This is a genomic window from Brevibacterium sp. SMBL_HHYL_HB1 (assembly GCF_018208375.1).
Classification (GTDB): Bacteria; Actinomycetota; Actinomycetes; order Actinomycetales; family Brevibacteriaceae; genus Brevibacterium; species Brevibacterium intestinavium.
On sequence record NZ_CP062936.1, the window covers coordinates 54001 to 73519 of the forward strand.

A 19519-nucleotide genomic window follows, 5' to 3' on the forward strand; every position below is an offset into this window, starting at 1 on the left:
GGACATGGAGGAATCGTGAGCGACAGGGAACCCACGACCACAGTCGATGCCGGAGACGGACGCCGGCCCGAGACCCTCAAGCGGGTCATGGGGCCGAAGCTGCTGCTTCTGTTCATCGTCGGCGACATCCTCGGCACGGGCGTCTATGCGCTGACCGGCAAAGTGGCCGGACAGGTCGGAGGCGCCGGCTGGGCACCGGTGATCCTCGCGTTCCTCATCGCGCTGATCACCGCGTTCTCCTATATGGAGCTGGTGACGAAGTACCCCCACGCCGCGGGTGCGGCTCTGTACACGCACAAAGCGTTCGGCATCCACTTCGTGACCTTCCTCGTCGCCTTCGCCGTCCTCAGCTCCGGCATCACCTCGGCGTCGACGGCATCGAACGTCTTCGCCGCGAACCTCGTGGCCGGCTTCGGCTGGGACGTCTCGGGCACCGGGGTGATGTGGATCGCGCTGGGCTTCCTCACCCTCATCGCCGCTGTCAACCTCCGCGGTGTCGGCGAGAGCGTGTGGTTCAACGTGGTCCTCACCCTCATCGAACTCAGCGGCCTGCTGCTGGTCATCCTCGTCGGGTTCTTCGCCTTCGGCTCGGGCGATGCCGACTTCTCACGGGTGATGATCTTCGAGACCGAGGGGGACAAGAGCGTGTTCCTCGCGGTCACGGGCGCCACGGCGCTCGCCTTCTTCTCCATGGTCGGCTTCGAGGACTCGGTCAACATGGTCGAGGAGACGAAGGACCCGAGCGTGTTCCCGAAGATCATGCTCTCGGGCCTGACGATCACCGGTGTGATCTACGTGCTCGTGTCCATCGTCACCGTCGCGGCGGTGCCGATCGGCGTCCTGACCGAGAGCGAGACGCCCCTGCTCGAGGTGGTCAGGGCCGGGGCTCCCGGTGTGCCGATCGATACGATCTTCCCGTTCATGACGATGTTCGCCGTGGCGAACTCGGCGCTGATCAACATGCTCATGGCCAGCCGTCTGCTCTACGGCATGGCCAAGCAGAACGTGCTTCCGCCCGTGTTCGCGAAGGTCATGGCCGGTCGTCGGTCGCCGTGGGTGTCGATCATCTTCACGACACTCATCGCCTATGCGCTCATCTTCGCGGTGACGACGGTCCTGCCGGAGACGGTCACGGCGTCCCTGGGCGGGACCACCTCGCTGCTGCTGTTGGCCGTGTTCGCCGTCGTCAATGTGGCGGCGCTCATCCTGCGCAGGCAGCCGGCCGACCACGATCACTTCAAGGCGCCGACGGCGCTGCCGTGGATCGGGGTGATCAGCTGTGCGTTCCTCGTCGGTCCGTGGGCCCGCCTCGACGAACTCGTCCAGTACCAGATCGCGGTAGCGCTCGTGGGCATCGGTGTCGTCCTGTGGGTCGTGACCTGGCTGTGGAACCGGTCGACGAAGGGAACGAGCACACGATTCCGCAACCCCGAGGAACTGACCTGATGCTTCCGGCGCGTTCGGCCCCGGCCCCGGTTATCCTGGAACGGTGAGTTCCCGATCTCTCTATCCGGCGCTGTTCAGCATCAGTTGTGCGGCTCATGGCGTTCAGCTCACGTTGTTCAGCTCAATTCAGCGAAGGTGAAAAATGACTGTTCTCGTCGGTTACGTCAACAACCCCGCCGGACATGCCGCTCTCGACGCCGCGATCGCTCAGGCGAAGAAGGACGGCAAGGAGCTGGTCGTGGTCAACGCGTCACGGTCGACGCAGCGCAATGATTCCTACCGCCTCGGCGACGGTGAGCTCAGGTCCGTCAAGGACTATCTGAGAAGGTCGGACGTCGAGTTCCGAGTGCTGACGCTGGGCAGCGAGTACGACCCGGCCGAGCAGATCCTCGACACCGCCACCGAGGTGGGAGCCGAGCTGATCGTGCTCGGGACCAGGAAGCGGACCCCGGTCGGCAAGTTCCTGCTCGGGTCGACGATCCAGAAGGTCATCCTCGACGCCACAGCCCCGGTGCTGTGCGTGAAAGCCGCGCACTGAGGCCCTCGCTGAGGATCTGAGGCTTTCGCTGACTGCCTGAATCCATCGTTGACTGTCGGTCGTGGCCATTGCTGACGGCCGATGGTGGCCGTTCGTACGTTGCCGATCGTGGCCGTCGGTGCGCGGTCATGCGCTCGCAGGACGCCCACCGGTGCCTTCTGAGCTTCGTGCGTCAAGGCGTTCGCGCCTTGACCGGCCGAATCGGACATCGCCTGCGAGTGTTCGCCTCTCCGCCGCCTCGGTGATTCGCTGCCTCACCTGCGATGGAGTTGCTCTGCGAATCTCGTGTCATGGGCGCATCGTAAGCTGTGAAACATAAGTCGCAGCAGTCCGATCGTGGGATGGCGATCAACCGCTGACAGCTGGGAAGGACCGCGGTCGGACAAGTTTCAGCGGATAGATTCCACGGACAGCTTCTGAAGACGATCCACGTATGCGTCAATGATGAACAAATAGTACATGATCGAAAAGAATAATAGATTTCTCAAATAAATCGTACAGAACTATGGATTATGTTCGAATCATGGATTAGAATGTGACTAAGCCGAGAACATCAACGATGATGAACGGACACAGAGAACATGGCTCTCATCCCCGACCGCAGGCACAACGAGCAGGACGTTTCCAGACCTGCCCCAACTCCCACCCCCGCTTCCTCCGAGAAGCAGAACAGCGCCGAGCCCACCTATCGAGAACTGCTCGAGCGAGCAGGACTCGATCTGACGGGGCACCCCCTGGCCGATCGGTTCGACGGCGTCGTCGCCGGACCGATTGACGATGAGTCGGAAGAGGAGAGCTCTGCCAACCCCTCAGCACTTCAGGGCAGCGATGTCCGAGACGGGGAAGGGCTGTGGTCGCGCGGGCTGACTGCGCCGCAGACCCCAGCAGAAGTCCAGGCCTGCATCGAAGTGGTCGAAGCGCGGCAGAAGGCCTGGATGCAGAAGAAGAGCGAAGAGCGCGAGGCGCAGCGTGCCATCGAACACGAGGAATTCCTGAGGAGGAATCCGCAGCGCCGCGCGGAAATCGAACGCGCCAACGCCGAGTGGGATGAGAGGGAAGCGCGGTACGAGGAAGCGAAGAGGCAGGAACAGGAAGCCGAACACGCAGCAGAACTCGACCGTGCCGAGCGTTGCCGGGCCGTGGACGAAAGCTGCTCCGCAGCCGCCGACACCCATCCGCTGCTCGACGAATATCGCTGGTCGGATCTCCAGCACATCGCTCCTGAGGTCGCCGAGAGCATCGAAAGGCTCCAGGTCCTGCTCGGGGATCTCCACGATTTCACCCGCCCCATGGGACCCGACGATGCCGTGACGGTCATCGACGGACTCGAGACCTTGGACCGACTCACGGAATCTCTGTCGGTCGTCACGCTCTCCGTCTTCGAACGAGTCGGAACGCCCCGCGACTATGGGGCCAAGACGACGAAGGCCCTGGTGCAGAACCGGCTGAACATCTCCGCTCAGGAGGCCCACCGCCGGACGCAGCTGGCCGAGCACCTGGGCAAGCGGACCAGCATGAGCGGAGACTCGATCGAAGCGAAATACCCCGTCCTCGCGGCCGCCCTGCGTGAAGGCACCCTGTCGTCGAATCAGGCGACGACGATCATCCGGTGTCTGAAGGGCCTGCCGCCGACGGCCACCGAGGACGAAAAGCTCGACGCCGAGAGGCTTCTCGTCGAAAAGGCACCACAGGTGCGCGTCCGCGATATCCATGTGCTGTTCGACGAAATCCTCGGCTGGATCGACCCCGATGGGAAGCGACCGAAAGAAGAGGCGGACCGGGAGAGCTTCAATGTCAACCTGCGCCAGATGAAGGACGGGACCTGGGCCCTCAAAGGGCGGCTCGACGAAGAGACCGGTGGAGTCCTCAACGGGCTGCTCACTTCCCGGATCAAGACCGACGGCAAGTCGGACGCGGGCAGTGCCGAGGCCGCGGCAGGCCGTGACGCCGCAGCCGGTCGGGACGCTGCCGCCAGCGCCGACACCGCGGTCGACACCGCAGCCGATAACGCGGCCGACGACGATCCGGCGGCCGACGACGGTCAGGCGGCCGGCCGAGGCGGAACGGAAGCCGCCGAAGAATTCGATCAGGCCGTCGTAGACGCCTATTCCGAAGTCCTCCGTGGCGACCGCGCCGACTGTCTCGACCCCTCGCTCGATTTCTCGCAGCCGCAGGTCGGCGACAACGGAGAGATCCCACAGGGAGCGGGGGTACGAGAGGACGGCTCGCTTGTCGCCATGGCGGCCGAGCAGCCGAGCGTTCGCAGGCGCATCTACGAACGCTTCTCCAGCCTCGTCGGCAGCATCGAGATGAACCGGATCAAAGCCGGAGCGGCGTACGCCCTGGTCGTGACCGCCAAGGCCGAGGACCTCGCCGAGCAGACGGGCAAGGCGACCACCGGGGCCGAAGCGCCCTTCCCGGTCACCACTGCCGCACTCGAAGGGCTGAACGGCTCGGTCTTCTTCCACCTGATGAGTGAGAAGACGAAGACGATGGCCCTGGCGACCGAACGTCGACTGGCGACCGAGAAGCAGCTGGCGATTCTGGCCAGCCGGGATCAAGGCTGCACCTTCCCCGGATGCGACACACCTCCCGGATGGTGCGAGGCGCACCACATCGTCCCCTGGGCAGACGGAGGCAGAACAGACGTCAACAACCTCACGTTGGCCTGCTCTGCACACCACCACTTGATCGACAGATCCGACTGGTACTGCCGAATGCTCGCGGACGGTCGACCGGCCTGGGTGCCTCCGGCATCGATCGACCCAGCCAGGGAACCGGTGCTGCACGCCCGATTCATCGCTCGCGAGATCGTGGAGACGCTCTTCGGCTGAGTTGCGACCCGCTTCGGCTGGGGCCTGCTCGGGTGTGTCAGGAATGAACCTGTCACGCCGGCTGTTGCCTCGATATGAAGCTTTCCATCCTTGACCTCGTGCCGGTTCGCACGGGACAGACGACCGCAGACTCCTTTGCCGCCTCGAAGCAGATCATCGACAAAGCGGACAAGCTCGGTTTAACTCGTTACTGGGTCGCGGAGCACCACAACATGCCCTCGATCGCCTCGACGATGCCGGGTCCCGAACTCATGCACCTCGGCCAGGGGACCGAACGCATCCGACTCGGTTCCGGTGGGGTCATGCTTCCCAATCATGCGCCTCTGGCGGTCGCCGAGCTCTTCGCCCTGCTCGCCGCGGTCTACGGTGATCGCATCGATCTGGGAATCGGACGCGCGCCCGGAACAGACCCGATCACCTCGGCGGCGATGCGCGGGCACCTCGGCGAAGGTCGGATGGTCGATCGGGACGGTCGAGCGATCGACCCTGTGGAACAGTTCCCACAGCATGTGATCGACACCCTCAGCCTGATGACTCCGGAAGGGCTGCGCATTCCCCTGCACGGCGGACGCGAGCATGTGCTGAAAGCGACGCCGGCCGCGGTGCCGGGAACCCAGCCCCTGCCCTGGCTCCTCGGGTCCTCCGGCTACTCGGCACGACTGGCCGCCGAACTCGGCATGCCCTATGTCTTCGCCAATCACTTCGCCTCCGGAGCGACCACGGGCATGAAGATCTATCGTGACAACTTCACCCCGGGCGCCTATGGCGACCAGCCGCAGACCTTCGTCACGGCCAACGTCGTCGTCGCACCGACCGCCGAAGAGGCTCAGCTGCGATCGGAGCCCTTCCTGCTGCAGATGTCGCGTCTGCGCACCGGCGGACCGATGGAGAAGCTCCATCTTGCCGGCGATGACGTGCGCTCGGTGATGAACGACAATGAGCGCATGGTCGGTGAGGAGTTGTCGAAGAACTGGATCATCGGCGATCCGAAGTCCGCTGCCGCGCAGCTCGAGGAGCTCGCAGCTCGGTTCGACGTCGACGAGATCATGATCCAACCGATCGCCGGGGCGATGGACGGTGAGGACCCGCGTGAGGATCCCGGCCGTGTGCAGACGATCGACCTCCTCGCCGACGAACTTCTCGGGGCGGATGCGGCGGCCGAATCAGTGGGCGCAGACGCGTAGACCGGGATGACTGGGTCCGACACTGGAGACGCATCGGCTGGGCCCGACCCCGGGGCCGGGTCGGCCGGACCCGATGCGTAGACCGGACCGGGTGGACCCGATGCGTAGACCGCGACGACCGGCGCGCCCGTACCGACGCGGAATCCGGCGCTCAGCCACGGCCCTGCGCCCCGTCTGAGGTCTCAGCTCAGCATCGATTGGAGCAAGTGGACTTCAAACCAGCGGCAGAGCACGTTATTCTGTCAACGTGTCATGATTGGTGACGGCCCCAGGGTCGTCAGTAGGATTGACACCGTGCATTGACTCGGCATCGGCGAGAACGACCCGCAAGGGGCGCTCTTCACAGTGGCGAATCAAGCACGCCGAACGCGCACGCGCACCTTCGGAGACTTCCCCCACGCGGGCCCGCCGCCCGCAGACCGAAAGAGAAATAATGCGTACCAAAATTGCTGTTTCGGCAGCACTTGGGGTCGGACTGGTATTCGGCGCCGGTGCTCCCGCACTGTCGAGCAATCTGTCCTCGACCGACGCTGCCAAGTCAGCGGACATCACGGCTGATGTCGTTCCGGGTCAGGAACTCGAACGGATCAGTGACGGAAAGATCGAAAAGGGTGAGACCGCCTACGTCGATGTCACGGTGGCAACTCTCTGGGCCGACCGCGACGCTCCCCGCAAGGTGGACAAGCCCGCCCTCGGCCATCCTGTCGACCTCGACAAATGGAACAAGAACCTCAAGAGCACCGATGTGCGACGGGGCTTGACCGGCAAGACCGAGACGCAGGCGGTCTACGGTTCGGAAGTCACCGTCCTCGACATCAAGGGCGACTGGGCCGAAGTCAGCGTCAAGGACCAGAAGACGCCGAAGAACGAGAAAGGCTACCCGGGCTGGCTGCCGACGAAGCAGCTGGTCGAGAACGATCGGTTCACCAAGCTTCGCGAGGAGCAGCCGCGTGCCGTCGTGACGACACCGAAGAGCGACCTCGAGGGCATCGAGTTCACCAAGGACGCCGGTGCCGACGTCAGCTTCAACGTCGACGTGCCGCTCATCGCCCAGGACGTCGACGATGTCCGCGTCGCCCTCCCCGGTGGTGGAGCGGCCTGGATCGACGCCGATGACGTTGATGTCTACGACGTCGGAGAGAAGCCCGAGAAGCCCAGCGGCAAGGACCTCGTGAAGACCGCGAAGCAGTTCGACGGCCTGCGCTACCTGTGGGCCGGCGTCTCCGCCTACGGATTCGACTGCTCCGGGTTCACCTACAGCATCTACCGCGCCCATGGCATCGACCTTCCACGCGACTCGGGGGACCAGGCGAAGGCCGGCAAGGCCGTGTCCTCGTCGGACCTCAAGGCCGGTGACCTGCTCTTCTTCTCCACTTCGTCGGGGACCGTCCATCACGTCGGCATGTACGTCGGTGACGGCAAGATGATCCACTCGCCGAATGCCTCGAAGGACGTCTACGTCACCGACTGGAAGAAGTGGGACACGGGCAACGAGTTCTCCGGAGCCCGCCGGATCCTCTGACCCGTCGGCAGGCGAATCGACTGGTCAGCCAGCAGGTCTATCGGCTGATCAGTCGCAAAGTGCGTTGGCAGACCCGTCGGCGGCGGATGCAGCGCAAATCAGAAGGCCGGTGCCCCGTCAGCGGGCACCGGCCTTCTGCTTGTCAGTTCAGGGGCGGGGCAACGTCCTCGGACCAGTGGGGGAGAGGAGTGCCCTCCGCGCTCGGGTGCAGGCACTCACCGTCGACTCAGTGACGCGAGCTCTGCGTTGATTTGAGGAAGATGGCGCGGGCCAGGTCGTCGCGTCGTTCGATGATCAGACGGCGCAGAGCCGCAGGCGCATCGTCGTGGGCGGCCAACCAGGCATCGGTCTTCTCGACCACGGCCTCCTCGTCGACCGACCAGCGCGGATAGAGTCCGAGCACCAGCCGGCGGGCGATCTCGATCGAATTGTCGGTCCAGAAGCCGAGCAGGCCAGCGAAGTATTCGTCGACGTAGTCCTCGATGAGAGGCAGCGCGCTCGAGGCGATGAACCCCGAGATGACGGCCGAGAGGACATCGTTGCTCAGCGAACCCGCCTCGCGGATGACCTCCCACGCGCGGATCTTGACGATGGGCAGGGGCAGAGCGGCACTGGCCGTCTCGGCGCGGAGCCGCCCCGAGGAGCTGGGGTCCGACTGAGTCTCTCTGGCGATGTCCGTCTGATCCGCCCAACCAAGACACACGAGCGCTGTGAGCGCATTCCACCTCAGCGTGTGGTCGTTGATGAGACCGCGGAAGGGCAGCGCCCCGGCCGAATGCTCGGCCCCGCCTCCGTCGTCCGCAGCCTCGGAGGGGGCTCCGGGGTACATGCGGTCGATCTCCTCACCGACGGGCACGGCCAGCACCTGACTGGCGAAGCTGCGTCCCAGAGCCACCGCCGAGCCGCCGGCCGAACAGCGCGCCGTCCGCGAGGTCAGCGCGAGCACGAGATTGGCCAGATGCAGCTGAGCGTCCGAACCGGACTTCGCCGCGGCCAGGGCATCGAGAGCGGCCCCGAGCAGTCCGCCGATCGCGGTATCGAAATTGCGGTCGGCGACCCACTGATCGATGCAGGTCAGGGCCGTCTGACTGAGACCAGCCATGATTCCCGCATGGCTTTCCTTGCCGAGGCTGCGCGCATAGGCCGTGAGGTACTTCTGCACGGGCAGGAGTCCGTCCCGAACGGCATTGTCCAGGGCCGACCACACGAGCGCCCGCGACAGAGGATCGATGATCCGCGACACCGAGGTGATCGCCGTCTCCGTCGATGCCGGGTCGAGACGCACCCGAGCGTAGTCCAAGTCGTTGTAGTTGAGCAGGGTGATCACACCGGCGCTGCGCCCGATGAGCTGTTCGACCTCGGCGGATGCGGTGGAGAACTCGCAGCGGAACGTGTCCAGCGGAACGATCGCACGACCCGAGCGGCCGAGAGTGGCGATCTCGATCGTGTGGGGCCGCAGCAGAGCCGCACCTCTCGCCGAATCGGCCTGGGTGATGGTCGCGGCCGTGATCTTCTCCGCTCCGGTCCGTCGGCGCGGAGCCCGAGCATCGGCCCCACCTGCGGTGCCGGCCCCGCCTGCGGCGTCGGCCCCGCTGGCCATGCCGACGGCGGCAGTCCCCTGCCCGTCACCGGCATCGGCGGTCGCTCGCAGCCTGGCTCCCGTGCTCGAGGCGATGCGGACCCCGCTTCCCGCGCCCTGGGCCGGGTCGGTGGCCGAGGCATCGGAGGTGGTCAGTTCCAGCGACAGCTCGGACACCCCGGATGTGCCCAGCCAGGCACCGGCCCAGTGCGCGATATCCCGGTCAGGAGCCGCCTCGGCGAGGCAGTCGAGGAAGTCGGCGAGCTCGGTATTGCGGTACTCGAACCGTTTGAAGTACAGCCGGGACCCGGCGAAGAAGGCCTCTCTGCCGACGAAGGACACGAGCTGTTTGAGCACGGACGCACCCTTGGCATAGGTGATGCCGTCGAAGTTGAGCTTCGCGGCCTCGACATCGGGGATGTCAGCCACGATCGGGTGCGTCGTCGGATACAGATCCTGGGTGTACGCCCAGGCCTTCCGCCGCAGCGCGAAGGTCACCCAGCCGTTCGTGAACCGGGTCGCCTCGGCCAGGGCCAGCCCGCCCATGTAGTCGGCGAAGGACTCCTTGAGCCACAGATCGTCCCACCACTTCATCGTCACCAGGTCTCCGAACCACATGTGCGCCATCTCGTGGAGGATGACGTTCGCGCGTGACTCGTAGTTCGCATCCGTGACCTTGTCGCGGAAGATCAGGGAGTCCGTGAAGGTCACCAGCCCCGGGTTCTCCATCGCGCCGAGGTTGTACTCTGGAACGAAGATCTGATCGTACTTGCCCCAGGGGTAGGGGTAGTCGAATTCGGCGGTGAAGAATTCGAGGCCGGCCTTCGTGATGGAGAAGATGTCGGAGGCATCGAGGTGGTCGACCAGGCTGGCTCGCGTCCATGCGCCCAACTGCACGGTCTGCCCGGTGTTCGGGTCCGTCCACTCATCCCTCGCCCCCTCATAGGGTCCGGCGGTGATGCACGTGATGTAGCTCGACTGCCTGAGCGTGGGCAGGAACCGGTGGGTGACGACGTCGCCGACCGCATCCGTATCCGCCTCGGCCCGATGCGGTTCGGCCGGCCCGGAGTCCGCCTCCGGCCGGTTCGACAGCACCTGGAAATGCGCCGGGGCAGTGACGGAGAAGCTGAACTCGGCTTTGAGGTCGGGCTGGTCGAAGTTCGCGAACACCCGCCGGGCATCGGTGGGTTCGTACTGCGTATAGAGGTAGACCTTGCCGTCCGCGGGGTCGGTGAAGCGGTGCAGTCCCTCACCCGAGGTGGAATAGCGGGCCTGCGCTTCGATCGTCAGCGCATTCCGACCGGCGCGAACCGGAAAGGTGACACGAGCACCATCGAACACCTCGGCGGGGGAGAGGGTCTGACCATTGATCTCGACGAAGGAAACGGAGGCGGCGATCAGGTCGATGAACGTCGAACCGGTCGAACCGGCAGTGAATTCGACGACTGTGCGGGAGAGATAGGTCTCGTCATCGGTCTCGGCGTTGCTGATGTCGATATGGACTGAGTAGGATTCGACCTCGAGCAGCTGAGAGCGACTCTGCGCTTCGTTTCGGGTGAGATTCGTCGTCATTCAATAGCCTCCTCAGCGCACAGACTTTAGCATGCCACATTTCCGGTATTCTGAGTACAGCACCGGCGAGAGGCAGAGGGGACTGATGGCGAAGACTCGGGTCAGCCAGCTGCCTCGGCGGGCGGTCAATGTCGCCTCCCACCGCCTGCGTCTGGGACTCAAGCGCGTATGGGTGAACTCCGGCCAGCTGATCCAGATCCCGATCGCCGCCACCGCCGCCTATGCCTTCTGCGTCTATGTGCTCGGCCACCCCTATCCGTTCCTCGCCGCGGTCGCCTCGGCGGTCGGGATCGGCCCGGTCGCCGACCGTCGCCTGCGAAGAGCACTCGAGATCGGCTTCGGAGCCACCTTCGGGGTGCTCGTGGGCGAGGCCCTCGTCAACTTGTACGGCACCGGCATCTGGCAGCTCGCCCTGACCCTGATCATCGGCCTGTGCATCGGCACCATCATCAACTCCGGCGGCATCTTCATCACCCAGATCGCCGTCCAATCCGTCTACGTCGTCGTGGTCCCGGCCACCTCCACGACCATGCCGTTCCCACGCACGCTCGACGCCCTGACCGGATCGATGTGCGCGATCCTGTTGGCCTTCCTCATCCCGCGCGATGCCCGGAAGGTGCCCAGACGCCTGGCCGCGGACATGCTCGAAGAGATCAACGACGTGTTCAAGATGATGAAGCGGGCGCTCAGCGATGCGGACTCGACGATGGCGAACCGCGCCCTCGAACGCGCCCGCGAGACCCAGGACATCATCGATTCGTGGGGTTCGTCGCTGCGGATCTCCCGCGAGGCGGCGAAGATCAATGCTCGGGCCCGCCGCCACGCCGCCGAGGTGACCCGACTCTCCCGGGCCCACACCTTCTCAGACCGGGCGATGCGGACCATGCGGGTGATCGCCCGCAGGGTCGTGGGCATGACCGAACTCGGTGTCGAGAAGCCGGTCATCGCCGATTACGTCGGATCGCTGGCCGACGGTGCCAAGAAGCTCGAGATCGCCCTGCGTCGCGGAACCGACCGATCCCTCGCCGAGGCGGCCCTGTCCGAAGCCGCGGGAACTCTCGATCCGCGGGCGAACTCCGACTGGGACATCCACGACGAATCCCTCGTCCTGCTCCTGCGGACCGTCGCCGTCGACCTGCTCCAGGCCGCGGGACTGACGCGGGACGAAGCCCAATCGCGACTGCCGCCCCTGGCCGCCGACGCCGAGGACGCCGACGAAGGTCCGATCGCCGAATAGGCACCTCGGGAGCGCCGCGAGATAGAGCTGCGGTTGGGGTCGCGAGCCAGCACGGCGGCCACCGCGCTGTGGTTACCGACAGGACATACGTTACGCGTCAGCCGTTCTCGATGATGAATTCGGCGTTCGTGCGCGGCGCGAGTGTATGGAAGGACTGTGGTTGGTCCGCCGGAAGCCCCACCTGGCCACGTGTATGGAACGCAGCAAAAGTATTTTTGGATTGCTGTCAACACAATGATTCAGGTTTAGCTCGGATTAGTTTATGGATGACATTGGACGGTTGTCAGTATCGTGTTTACGGGCTCTTCGTAAAAGAGAGTGTAGATCGGTGATTCCAGGACACGGCGCGTCGCTGCGCGGATAGGCGTCGAGGTCTTCCGATGATGGAAGTTCTCACACAACCCATCCGAAAGACCTCGACGTGGCCAAGCCTACTTTCTCGACCCCTGACCTTACGACATTCTGCCGACTCGACACCCTCGATCTGACCTGCACCGGCCAAAACATCACCGGGCAAAAGGCCATCCTGGAATGCCGTCCAAACACGGCAGATGACTGGTGCCGACGGTGCGGTGGTCACGGGATCGTCCGCGACACCGTCGTCCGCCAGCTGGCCCACGAACCTTTCGGCCACCGACCAACCACGCTTCACATTCGCCTCCGCCGTTACAAATGCGTCGAGTGTGGCCGCGTCTGGCGTCAAGACACCACAGCTGCGGCGCCACCACGAGCGAAGATCTCGCGAACCGGCCTCGACTGGGCGTTGCGTGCCCTCGTGATCGATCACGACACCGTGTCCGTCATCGCTGCGAAACTCGCCGTGTCCTGGCACACCGCGAACTCCGCGATCCTCGCGGCCGGACATCGACTGTTGATCAACGACCCGACCCGTTTCGACGGGGTCAGCGTCATTGGTGTCGACGAGCATGTATGGCGGCACACCCGGCGTGGTGACAAGTACGTCACCGTCATCATCGACCTCACCCCGATCAGCGAGGGAACAGGCTCGGCACGTCTGCTCGACATGGTGGCTGGCCGTTCGACCTGACTTCCACAACTAGGCGCTGATTTCGCGATTCCGTTCGTGTTTGTGCTGGTCACAAGGCCGGGAATTCTGTTGGTGGGACACTAATTGGCTGTCTACGATGGGGCTATGTCGCCTCGTCTGCGGAAAGTCACCACCGGGTCCGGGGCCACAGCCGTGCAGATCGTGCGCAAACACCGTGGGAAAGTCACCGTCCTTGAACACCTCGGATCCGCTCATACAGAAGCAGAACTAGCGGCTCTGCTCGCTGCCGGCGAAGAAGGGCTCGCCGACTACGGGGCGGCCGAACAACTCGAACTTGAGCTGGGCCTACCTACCGATGCTGCCGTGCCACCGCGGGCCCGAACTGTGGTGGGATCACGGTCTTCCGTCCTCATCGATGCCATCGCCGAGTCGTGGAAGAGACTCGGTTTCGACGAGGTGGTCAACGACAACGCCTTCTTTCACCTCGTGCTGGCACGGCTGGTTGAGCCGACATCGAAAGCCGACAGTCTCCGTGTCCTTGCCGAGCTCGGTATCGAGCCACCGCACCACAACACGTTCCTCAACTGTCTGGTTCGGGCCAACGAACGCGACTACCGGGACAAGATCGCCGAGAAATGCTTCGCCCACAGCATCGCCACCACCGGCATCAGTCTGCTGCTGTATGACGTCACGACACTGTATTTCGAGGCTGAGAAGGAAGATTCTCTGCGTCAGGTCGGGTACTCCAAAGAACGCCGCGTGGACCCGCAGATCGTTGTTGGACTCCTCGTCGATCGGACCGGATTCCCGTTAGAGATCGGCTGCTTCGAAGGATCGAAAGCAGAGACCCACACGCTCATTCCCGTGATCAAAGCCTTCCAAGAACGCCACCAGGTGACAGACATGGTCGTCGCCGCCGACGCCGGAATGCTGTCGGCAAAGAACCTCAAAGAACTCGATGACGCTGGGCTGCGGTTCATCGTCGGGTCGAGGCAGACGAAAGCTCCACACGATCTGGCGACGCATTTTCGGTGGAATGGTGAGTACGCCGAGGACGGGCAGATCATCGACACGATCACCCCGAAAGGAACCAAGCGGCTTGATCCTGAGCGGGTGAAGAAGAGACGCGAACCCGTCTGGTCAGCGAAAGAGCATCCTCATGCGTGGCGAGTGGTGTGGCAGTACCGGCGCAAACGGGCGATGCGTGATGAGCAGACGCTGAACCTGCAGCGCAACCGGGCATTGGCGATCATCGACGGTGACAAGCCGGCGAAGAAGGCTCGGTTCGTCAAGGTCACTGATGAGGAGAAAGCCTTCGATGAGAAGGCTTATGAGCGGGCGATGAAGCTGACAGGGTTCAAAGGCTACGTGACGAACATTCCCGTCGGGACCATGCCTGCGGCCGAGGTCATCGGCAGCTATCACGACCTGTGGCATGTCGAGCAGTCTTTCCGGATTGATTCGTCCTTGGTTTGATGGAGGGTGTGCGGTTACCCAAGAAAGGACTACCCTCAACTCATCATGCCTACCTCGAAATATCCACCAGAAGTACGTGAGAGAGCCACTCGACTGGCTCTCGAGGCCCGCGCCGACCCAGAGACTCGAAACGGTGCCATCGCCCGCATTGCCGAGCAGACCGATGTGAACAAGGAAGCCCTGCGCAACTGGGTCAAGAAAGCCGAAGCAGCCAACCTGCCCGTCGAGACCGAGGACGTCCAGGCACGGATCCGGCGGCTGGAGAAGGAGAACCGGGAGCTGCGGAAGTCCAACGACATCCTCCGATCAGCGACCGCGTTTTTCGGCAAGGCGGAGTTCGACCGCCTACAGAAGTAATCGTCGCCTTCATCGACGAGAACAAGCACAGGTGGGGAATCGAACCGATCTGTCAGGTCCTGCGCCAGGACCTGGGCCTGAGCATCGCCCCATCAACGTACTATGCCTTCAAGACCCGTCCGGTCAGCGCTCGAGCCCAGCGAGATGCGGTGCTCAAAGAAAGGATCATGGCTATCCACACTCACCGCCGCAACAAGGTCTACGGCATCCGCAAGATCCACGCCGAACTCACAAGGACCTACGGCCCCGTGGCCCGGTGCACGGTCGAGAGATTGTGCAATGAGTTGGGCATCCGGGGTGTTGTGAGAGGGAAGTTCCCGCGGACGACGAAGCCCGGTCCCGAGACGAAACGACCGGCTGACCTCGTCAAACGTAACTTCACCGCTGCGGAGCCGAACCGTCTCTGGGTCGCGGATCTGACCTACGTTCCCACTGAGGCCGGCTTCGTTTACGTCGCGTTCGTCCTCGACGTATTCTCTCGAATGATCATCGGCTGGCAGACCTCGACGCGAATGTATACCGATCTGGCTCTCGATGCTTTGAATATGGGCATATGGGGCCGTAAACGTGCAGGTCACGACGTTGTAGGGCTGACCCACCACTCGGACAGAGGGGTGCAGTATCGGGCTCTGCGCTACACCCAGGCACTGGCTGAGGCCGAGGCAGTGGCGTCGGTGGGATCGATCGGCGATAGTTACGACAATGCCATGGCCGAAGCGCTGAACTCGTTATACAAATACGAACTCGTCTTCACCGACGGCCCCTGGTCCGGTCGCAACGATCTCGAGGCCGCGACGGCTGAGTGGGTGCATTGGTTCAACACCGAACGGTTGCATTCGATGCTTGACTATCAGACTCCCGCCGAGATCGAAGCAGCCCACTACACGAGCCTGCAGACTTCGGCGGCCTAATAACTGAACGAACGTTCAGCCTCCAGAAAACCCGGGACTTGACAGATGTCGAAGACCGACCTACGAGCCAGGCCGATCTTCCACCGCACCAGAGATGCGATCGAGGCGCACTTGACAGTCGTGTTCACCGCGTTGGCCATATCGAGGTTCATGCAGGACACGACTGGGGCGTCGCTGAAGAAGATCATCACATCGTTGCGGCCGCTGCGGGAGTTCACCGGCCGCGTGGGTGGGCAGGACATCACCTTCGACCCAGAGGTCACCGGGGAAGCGAGAAAAATCGCGGGTGAGCTACTGCCGGACCGTTTTGCGGGGCACTAAAGTTGTGGAACTCAGGTTCGAAGCAGGTGTTCAAACAATGGTTGAAAGACCGACCGAAAGAATGGCGTGAGGGCATCGACGTCGTCGCGATGGACGGATTCTCCGGCTTCAAAACAGCCTCAGCTGAGGAGCTGCCCGACGCTGTGGAAGTCATGGACCCCTTCCACGTCGTCAAACTCGCCGGTGATGCCCTCGACGAGGTACGTCGCCGAGTTCAGCAGGAGACAACCGGCCATCGCGGACGAGCAAAGGACCCGTTGTACCGGGCAAGAAGAACTCTTCACACGGGCAGCAGCTTACTCACGACCAAGCAGCAGGAAAGAATCGCGAACCTCTTCGCTGACCCGAACTTCACCGAAGTCGAAGTCACCTGGGCTGTCTACCAAGACATTGTCAGCGCCTACCGAACCGCGGACTGCAAAGAGGGCAAGAGACTCTTGCAAACGGTCATCGACGCCCTGACAACGAATCTGCCACCCGAACTTGTCGAGCTCAAACGGTTAGGACGAACGTTGAAGCGTCGAGCTGCTGATGTGCTCGCATTCTTCACCCGACCGGGAACGTCGAACGGTCCCACTGAAGCGATCAACGGCAGACTCGAGCATCTACGCGGGTCCGCGCTGGGATTCCGCAACCTCACGCATTACATCGCCAGATGTCTGCTCGAGTCCGGTGGCTTCCGACCGGTCCTACACTCTCAATTACGATGAGCCTGTTTACGGCGTGGACTAGTCACGAACGGAAGACGTTGATTGGACGGAATGAACTGCTTTAAGAGAGCCTATTGCCGAATTGAATTCACGGACTTGCCAACGGCTAGATGAAGGCTCCGACAGATCGTGCAGCCACAACATCTAGACCGCAAGGGGCCAAATCGCTGGATTTCGACGATTCGGCGACAGACTCTAAGAGATGCTGCTGATTACTCCAAAGAGCCACTGCATAAATGAAATACAAGCCTGCTGCCCTAGCGGAGTGCCGGCCAAAAAGCCAGCGAGAATTAGCGCTACGCTCAATTTGACAATCTTTGATACCGGTTGATTTCGACGTATCACCAGATGCCACTGGCCTAAGATGAGCGCTGCCACTCCGATTGCGCGAAGAGCATACGCGAAAATGCTTGTTAGGCCCAGTCGATCAATTGACTCTGAGAACTCTTCTGGGCTGGGGCTGATTAATGGTTCGACTCCGGGGTAGCCGTCGGCGAATGTATATAGCGCCAGGACGGCGACCACTGCGAAGATGCCGGAGCTAATTGTAAGTAGGATTTTGATTATCCTTGTGGTGCTCGTTCTCCCGCGACTTTGCCAGAATACGAATATTGATCCAAAGAATAATATGACTGGGAGGATCCACATGAATGGCCCAACAAATTTCCAAGCCCAAGCGAGAGCTGCGACGCCGATTACGCAACATAGGCCAACACCTATGATCAAACCGCAGGGGTCGTCGGTCGAGTTGTTGGCCGTACCCTGATTAACTGTTTGGTTGATCGTTGTATGGTTTTGGTTCTGCACATTGTTGTTGCCGACTGCGGTTTGAGTTTGTCCGCTTGAGTTCGGTTGTGTCGGTGCTGGGCGCCCGACGATCGCTGCGACAATGACTCCCGCGGCACCTACGAGTGCAACTACGACTGGTACGACTACTGTTCCAAGGTCCATGGTAGATATCGTGCCAGAATACTGCCCGACTTTGACGATGGGGCAGGGCGGCATGACGATATGTGACTGAACTCGTTCCGTTGGGCGTGGAAATAGAAAGCTGCTGTGGACTTTGAAGCACCTTGTTGAATTGGTTCAAAATCGTCTGCTGAATGGAGCTTGGAGGCGTGTGAAGCCTCGCGTCAGGGCTAGGGCGTGTCTGATAAATTTCCCGGTGGGATTCTGAAACCCTGGAATCGTGTCTCGATTCCAACTACTCACTGATGACCAATGGGCTCTCATCGCCGACTACCTCCCGGCACCGACCGGCCGACGAGGCCGCCCGTTCTCCGATCCCAGACAGATGGTCGAGGGCATCATCTACCGCTACCGCACCGGTATCGCTTGGCGCGATCTGCCCGAGACCTTCGGCAAATGGCAGACCGTGTGGACCTGGCACCGCCGCCTCGCCGCCGACGGCACCTGGGATGCCATCCACCAGGCTCTGACTGTCCACGCGGCAAAGAATGACAAGGTCGACTTCACCGTCTCAGTCGACTCCACGATCGCTCGCGCACATCAACACGCGACGAACATCAGCCGCGTAAAAAAGGGACTCGTCGAATTACAAGGATCTACTGACAGAGTCGCCTGACCACGCTTTCGGCCGCTCGCGCGGAGGCTTGTCGACAAAGACTCATCAGCTCGTCGATGGCCACGGGCTGCCGCTGGTGTCGATCTGCACCGCTGGTCAGGACGGCGACAGCCCGATGCTCGCCCCTCTGTTGGACAACCTTCAGGTCGGTCGACGCACCCGCCCGGACGCCGTCCTTGGCGACAAGGCCTACTCATCGAGAGCGAACCGGTCACTGCTGCGGTCGCGGAAGATCGAGGCAGTCATCTCCGAACCGTCCGATCAGCAAGGCCATCGTCTCCGGCGAGGATCAAAGGGTGGCCGTCCACCGAAGTTCGACGCGATCAAGTACAAGGGTCGCAATGTCATCGAGCGCGGTTATGCCCGTTTGAAGCAGTGGCGAGGACTGGCCACTCGCTATGACAAACTCGCCGTCGTCTATCGAGCCGCTGTCGTGCTCAACGGTGTCATCGCTTGGTTACAGCATTTATCAGACACGCCCTAGTCCGGCGCGGAGGTGAGGAGAGGTGGGGATTTTGTCTTGGGTGTTGTGTGCCTGTCGACGATGGGTGCTCGAACTTTGGTAGTCAGCTGCTTTCGACGACGAAGACGGCGTTCGTGCCCGGTTCCAGAGCCGTGAAGCGATGAGGCTGATCGCCCGGATGGGTGAGATAATCGCCGACGCCGAGCTCATAGGACTGTCCGAGCACCTCGATGCGTGCGGCTCCGCGACCGAGGATGACGTGCTCGATGGTGCCCTGCGGATGCGGCTGGGATCGCTTCGTCTCACCCGGCTCGGCCTGAATGAAGTAGACATCGCGCCTGGCGTTCGTCGGCGAGGGCGCGAGCAGCGTGGCGACATAGTTCGCGGTCGTCGACGGCAGGCTCGGCATGTCGCCGACGTGCTGCAGCGCCACCTCGTGCGGGGGAGGGTCGAGCAGCCGAGCCAGCGGGATGTCGAGGGCGGCGGCCAGCGCCCACATCGTCTCCAGGCTCGGATTGCCGGTTCCGGTCTCGAGTCCGGACATCGTCGACTTCCCGATCCCCGCGCGCCGGGCGACCTCGGACAGGGACAGTCCGGCCCGCAGCCGTTCGCGCTTCAGCGCTGCCGCGATCTGCTGGCTGGGTGAGAGCACGGCGCTGGGCTCTTCCGGCGGGCCTGGAGGGGAGTCATCCTGCGGATCGTCGTCACGTCGAGAAACCATGTGTTCACTATACCGGATAATATGTTCGAGTTGACGAACGTTTCCGCAGAGTGC

At 62.7% G+C, this 19519-nt stretch carries 12 protein-coding genes, 3 pseudogenes and 1 other annotated feature; of the genes and pseudogenes, 13 read left to right on the forward strand and 2 right to left on the reverse strand.

Annotated features, from left to right (window positions below; translation table 11 throughout):
• The first annotated feature begins 15 nt into the window (after window positions 1–15).
• The 5 genes from IG171_RS00260 (at window position 16) to IG171_RS00280 (ending at window position 7524) form a co-directional block, all read left to right on the forward strand.
• Entirely contained in the window at window positions 16–1446 is a 1431-nt protein-coding gene (locus IG171_RS00260) for an APC family permease (RefSeq protein ID WP_249203882.1), read from the forward strand.
• Between the two features lie 142 nt (window positions 1447–1588).
• Window positions 1589–1984: a universal stress protein gene (locus IG171_RS00265; protein WP_212128967.1), complete on the forward strand. Its 396-nt coding sequence runs from the start codon at window positions 1589–1591 to the stop codon at window positions 1982–1984.
• 581 nt (window positions 1985–2565) lie between these two features.
• Window positions 2566–4818, forward strand: coding sequence for an HNH endonuclease signature motif containing protein (locus tag IG171_RS18920; protein ID WP_249203883.1), 2253 nt, complete (start codon window positions 2566–2568; stop codon window positions 4816–4818).
• Between the two features lie 98 nt (window positions 4819–4916).
• Complete coding sequence (locus tag IG171_RS00275; RefSeq protein WP_349252133.1) at window positions 4917–6002, forward strand: MsnO8 family LLM class oxidoreductase; 1086 nt, start codon at window positions 4917–4919, stop codon at window positions 6000–6002.
• Window positions 6003–6435: 433 nt separating this feature from the next.
• Window positions 6436–7524 (forward strand): C40 family peptidase, encoded by a 1089-nt coding sequence (locus IG171_RS00280; RefSeq protein ID WP_212128971.1) that lies wholly within the window; start codon window positions 6436–6438, stop codon window positions 7522–7524.
• A gap of 226 nt (window positions 7525–7750) precedes the next feature.
• Here IG171_RS00280 and pepN read toward each other — a convergent pair whose 3' ends face one another.
• Window positions 7751–10675, reverse strand: a complete 2925-nt coding sequence (gene pepN, locus IG171_RS00285; protein ID WP_212128973.1) for an aminopeptidase N — start codon at window positions 10673–10675, stop codon at window positions 7751–7753.
• Window positions 10676–10760: 85 nt separating this feature from the next.
• On the opposite strand from pepN, the gene IG171_RS00290 reads away from it, so the two are divergent.
• The 8 genes and pseudogenes from IG171_RS00290 (at window position 10761) to IG171_RS00325 (ending at window position 18765) form a co-directional block, all read left to right on the forward strand.
• Window positions 10761–11912, forward strand: coding sequence for an FUSC family protein (locus IG171_RS00290; RefSeq protein ID WP_212128975.1), 1152 nt, complete (start codon window positions 10761–10763; stop codon window positions 11910–11912).
• Window positions 11913–12333: 421 nt separating this feature from the next.
• Window positions 12334–12954: pseudogene (locus IG171_RS00295) on the forward strand (ISL3 family transposase); the annotation flags it as partial.
• A 111-nt stretch (window positions 12955–13065) separates the two neighbouring features.
• Complete coding sequence (locus tag IG171_RS00300; RefSeq protein ID WP_249203587.1) at window positions 13066–14397, forward strand: IS1634 family transposase; 1332 nt, start codon at window positions 13066–13068, stop codon at window positions 14395–14397.
• A 45-nt stretch (window positions 14398–14442) separates the two neighbouring features.
• Window positions 14443–14754, forward strand: coding sequence for a transposase (locus IG171_RS00305; RefSeq protein WP_212127336.1), 312 nt, complete (start codon window positions 14443–14445; stop codon window positions 14752–14754).
• Window positions 14712–14844 (forward strand) — a sequence feature (AL1L pseudoknot). Its footprint overlaps the gene before it by 43 nt.
• Window positions 14793–15665: an IS3 family transposase gene (locus tag IG171_RS00310; RefSeq protein ID WP_249204296.1), complete on the forward strand. Its 873-nt coding sequence runs from the start codon at window positions 14793–14795 to the stop codon at window positions 15663–15665. Its footprint overlaps the feature before it by 52 nt.
• 42 nt (window positions 15666–15707) lie before the next feature.
• Window positions 15708–15986, forward strand: a pseudogene (locus IG171_RS00315) (IS1634 family transposase); the annotation flags it as partial.
• A gap of 17 nt (window positions 15987–16003) precedes the next feature.
• Window positions 16004–16696, forward strand: a pseudogene (locus IG171_RS00320) (ISL3 family transposase); the annotation flags it as partial.
• 1189 nt (window positions 16697–17885) lie between these two features.
• Window positions 17886–18765 (forward strand): IS5 family transposase gene (locus IG171_RS00325; RefSeq protein WP_212127312.1). Its coding sequence is split into 2 segments (ribosomal slippage): window positions 17886–18242 and window positions 18244–18765, totalling 879 coding nucleotides; the frame shifts between segments, so codons are not numbered across the junction.
• A gap of 82 nt (window positions 18766–18847) precedes the next feature.
• Here IG171_RS00325 and IG171_RS00330 read toward each other — a convergent pair.
• The gene (locus tag IG171_RS00330; RefSeq protein WP_212128977.1) at window positions 18848–19465 is read right to left on the reverse strand and encodes an XRE family transcriptional regulator; all 618 of its coding nucleotides are present in this window, start codon (window positions 19463–19465) and stop codon (window positions 18848–18850) included.
• Window positions 19466–19519: the final 54 nt, after the last annotated feature.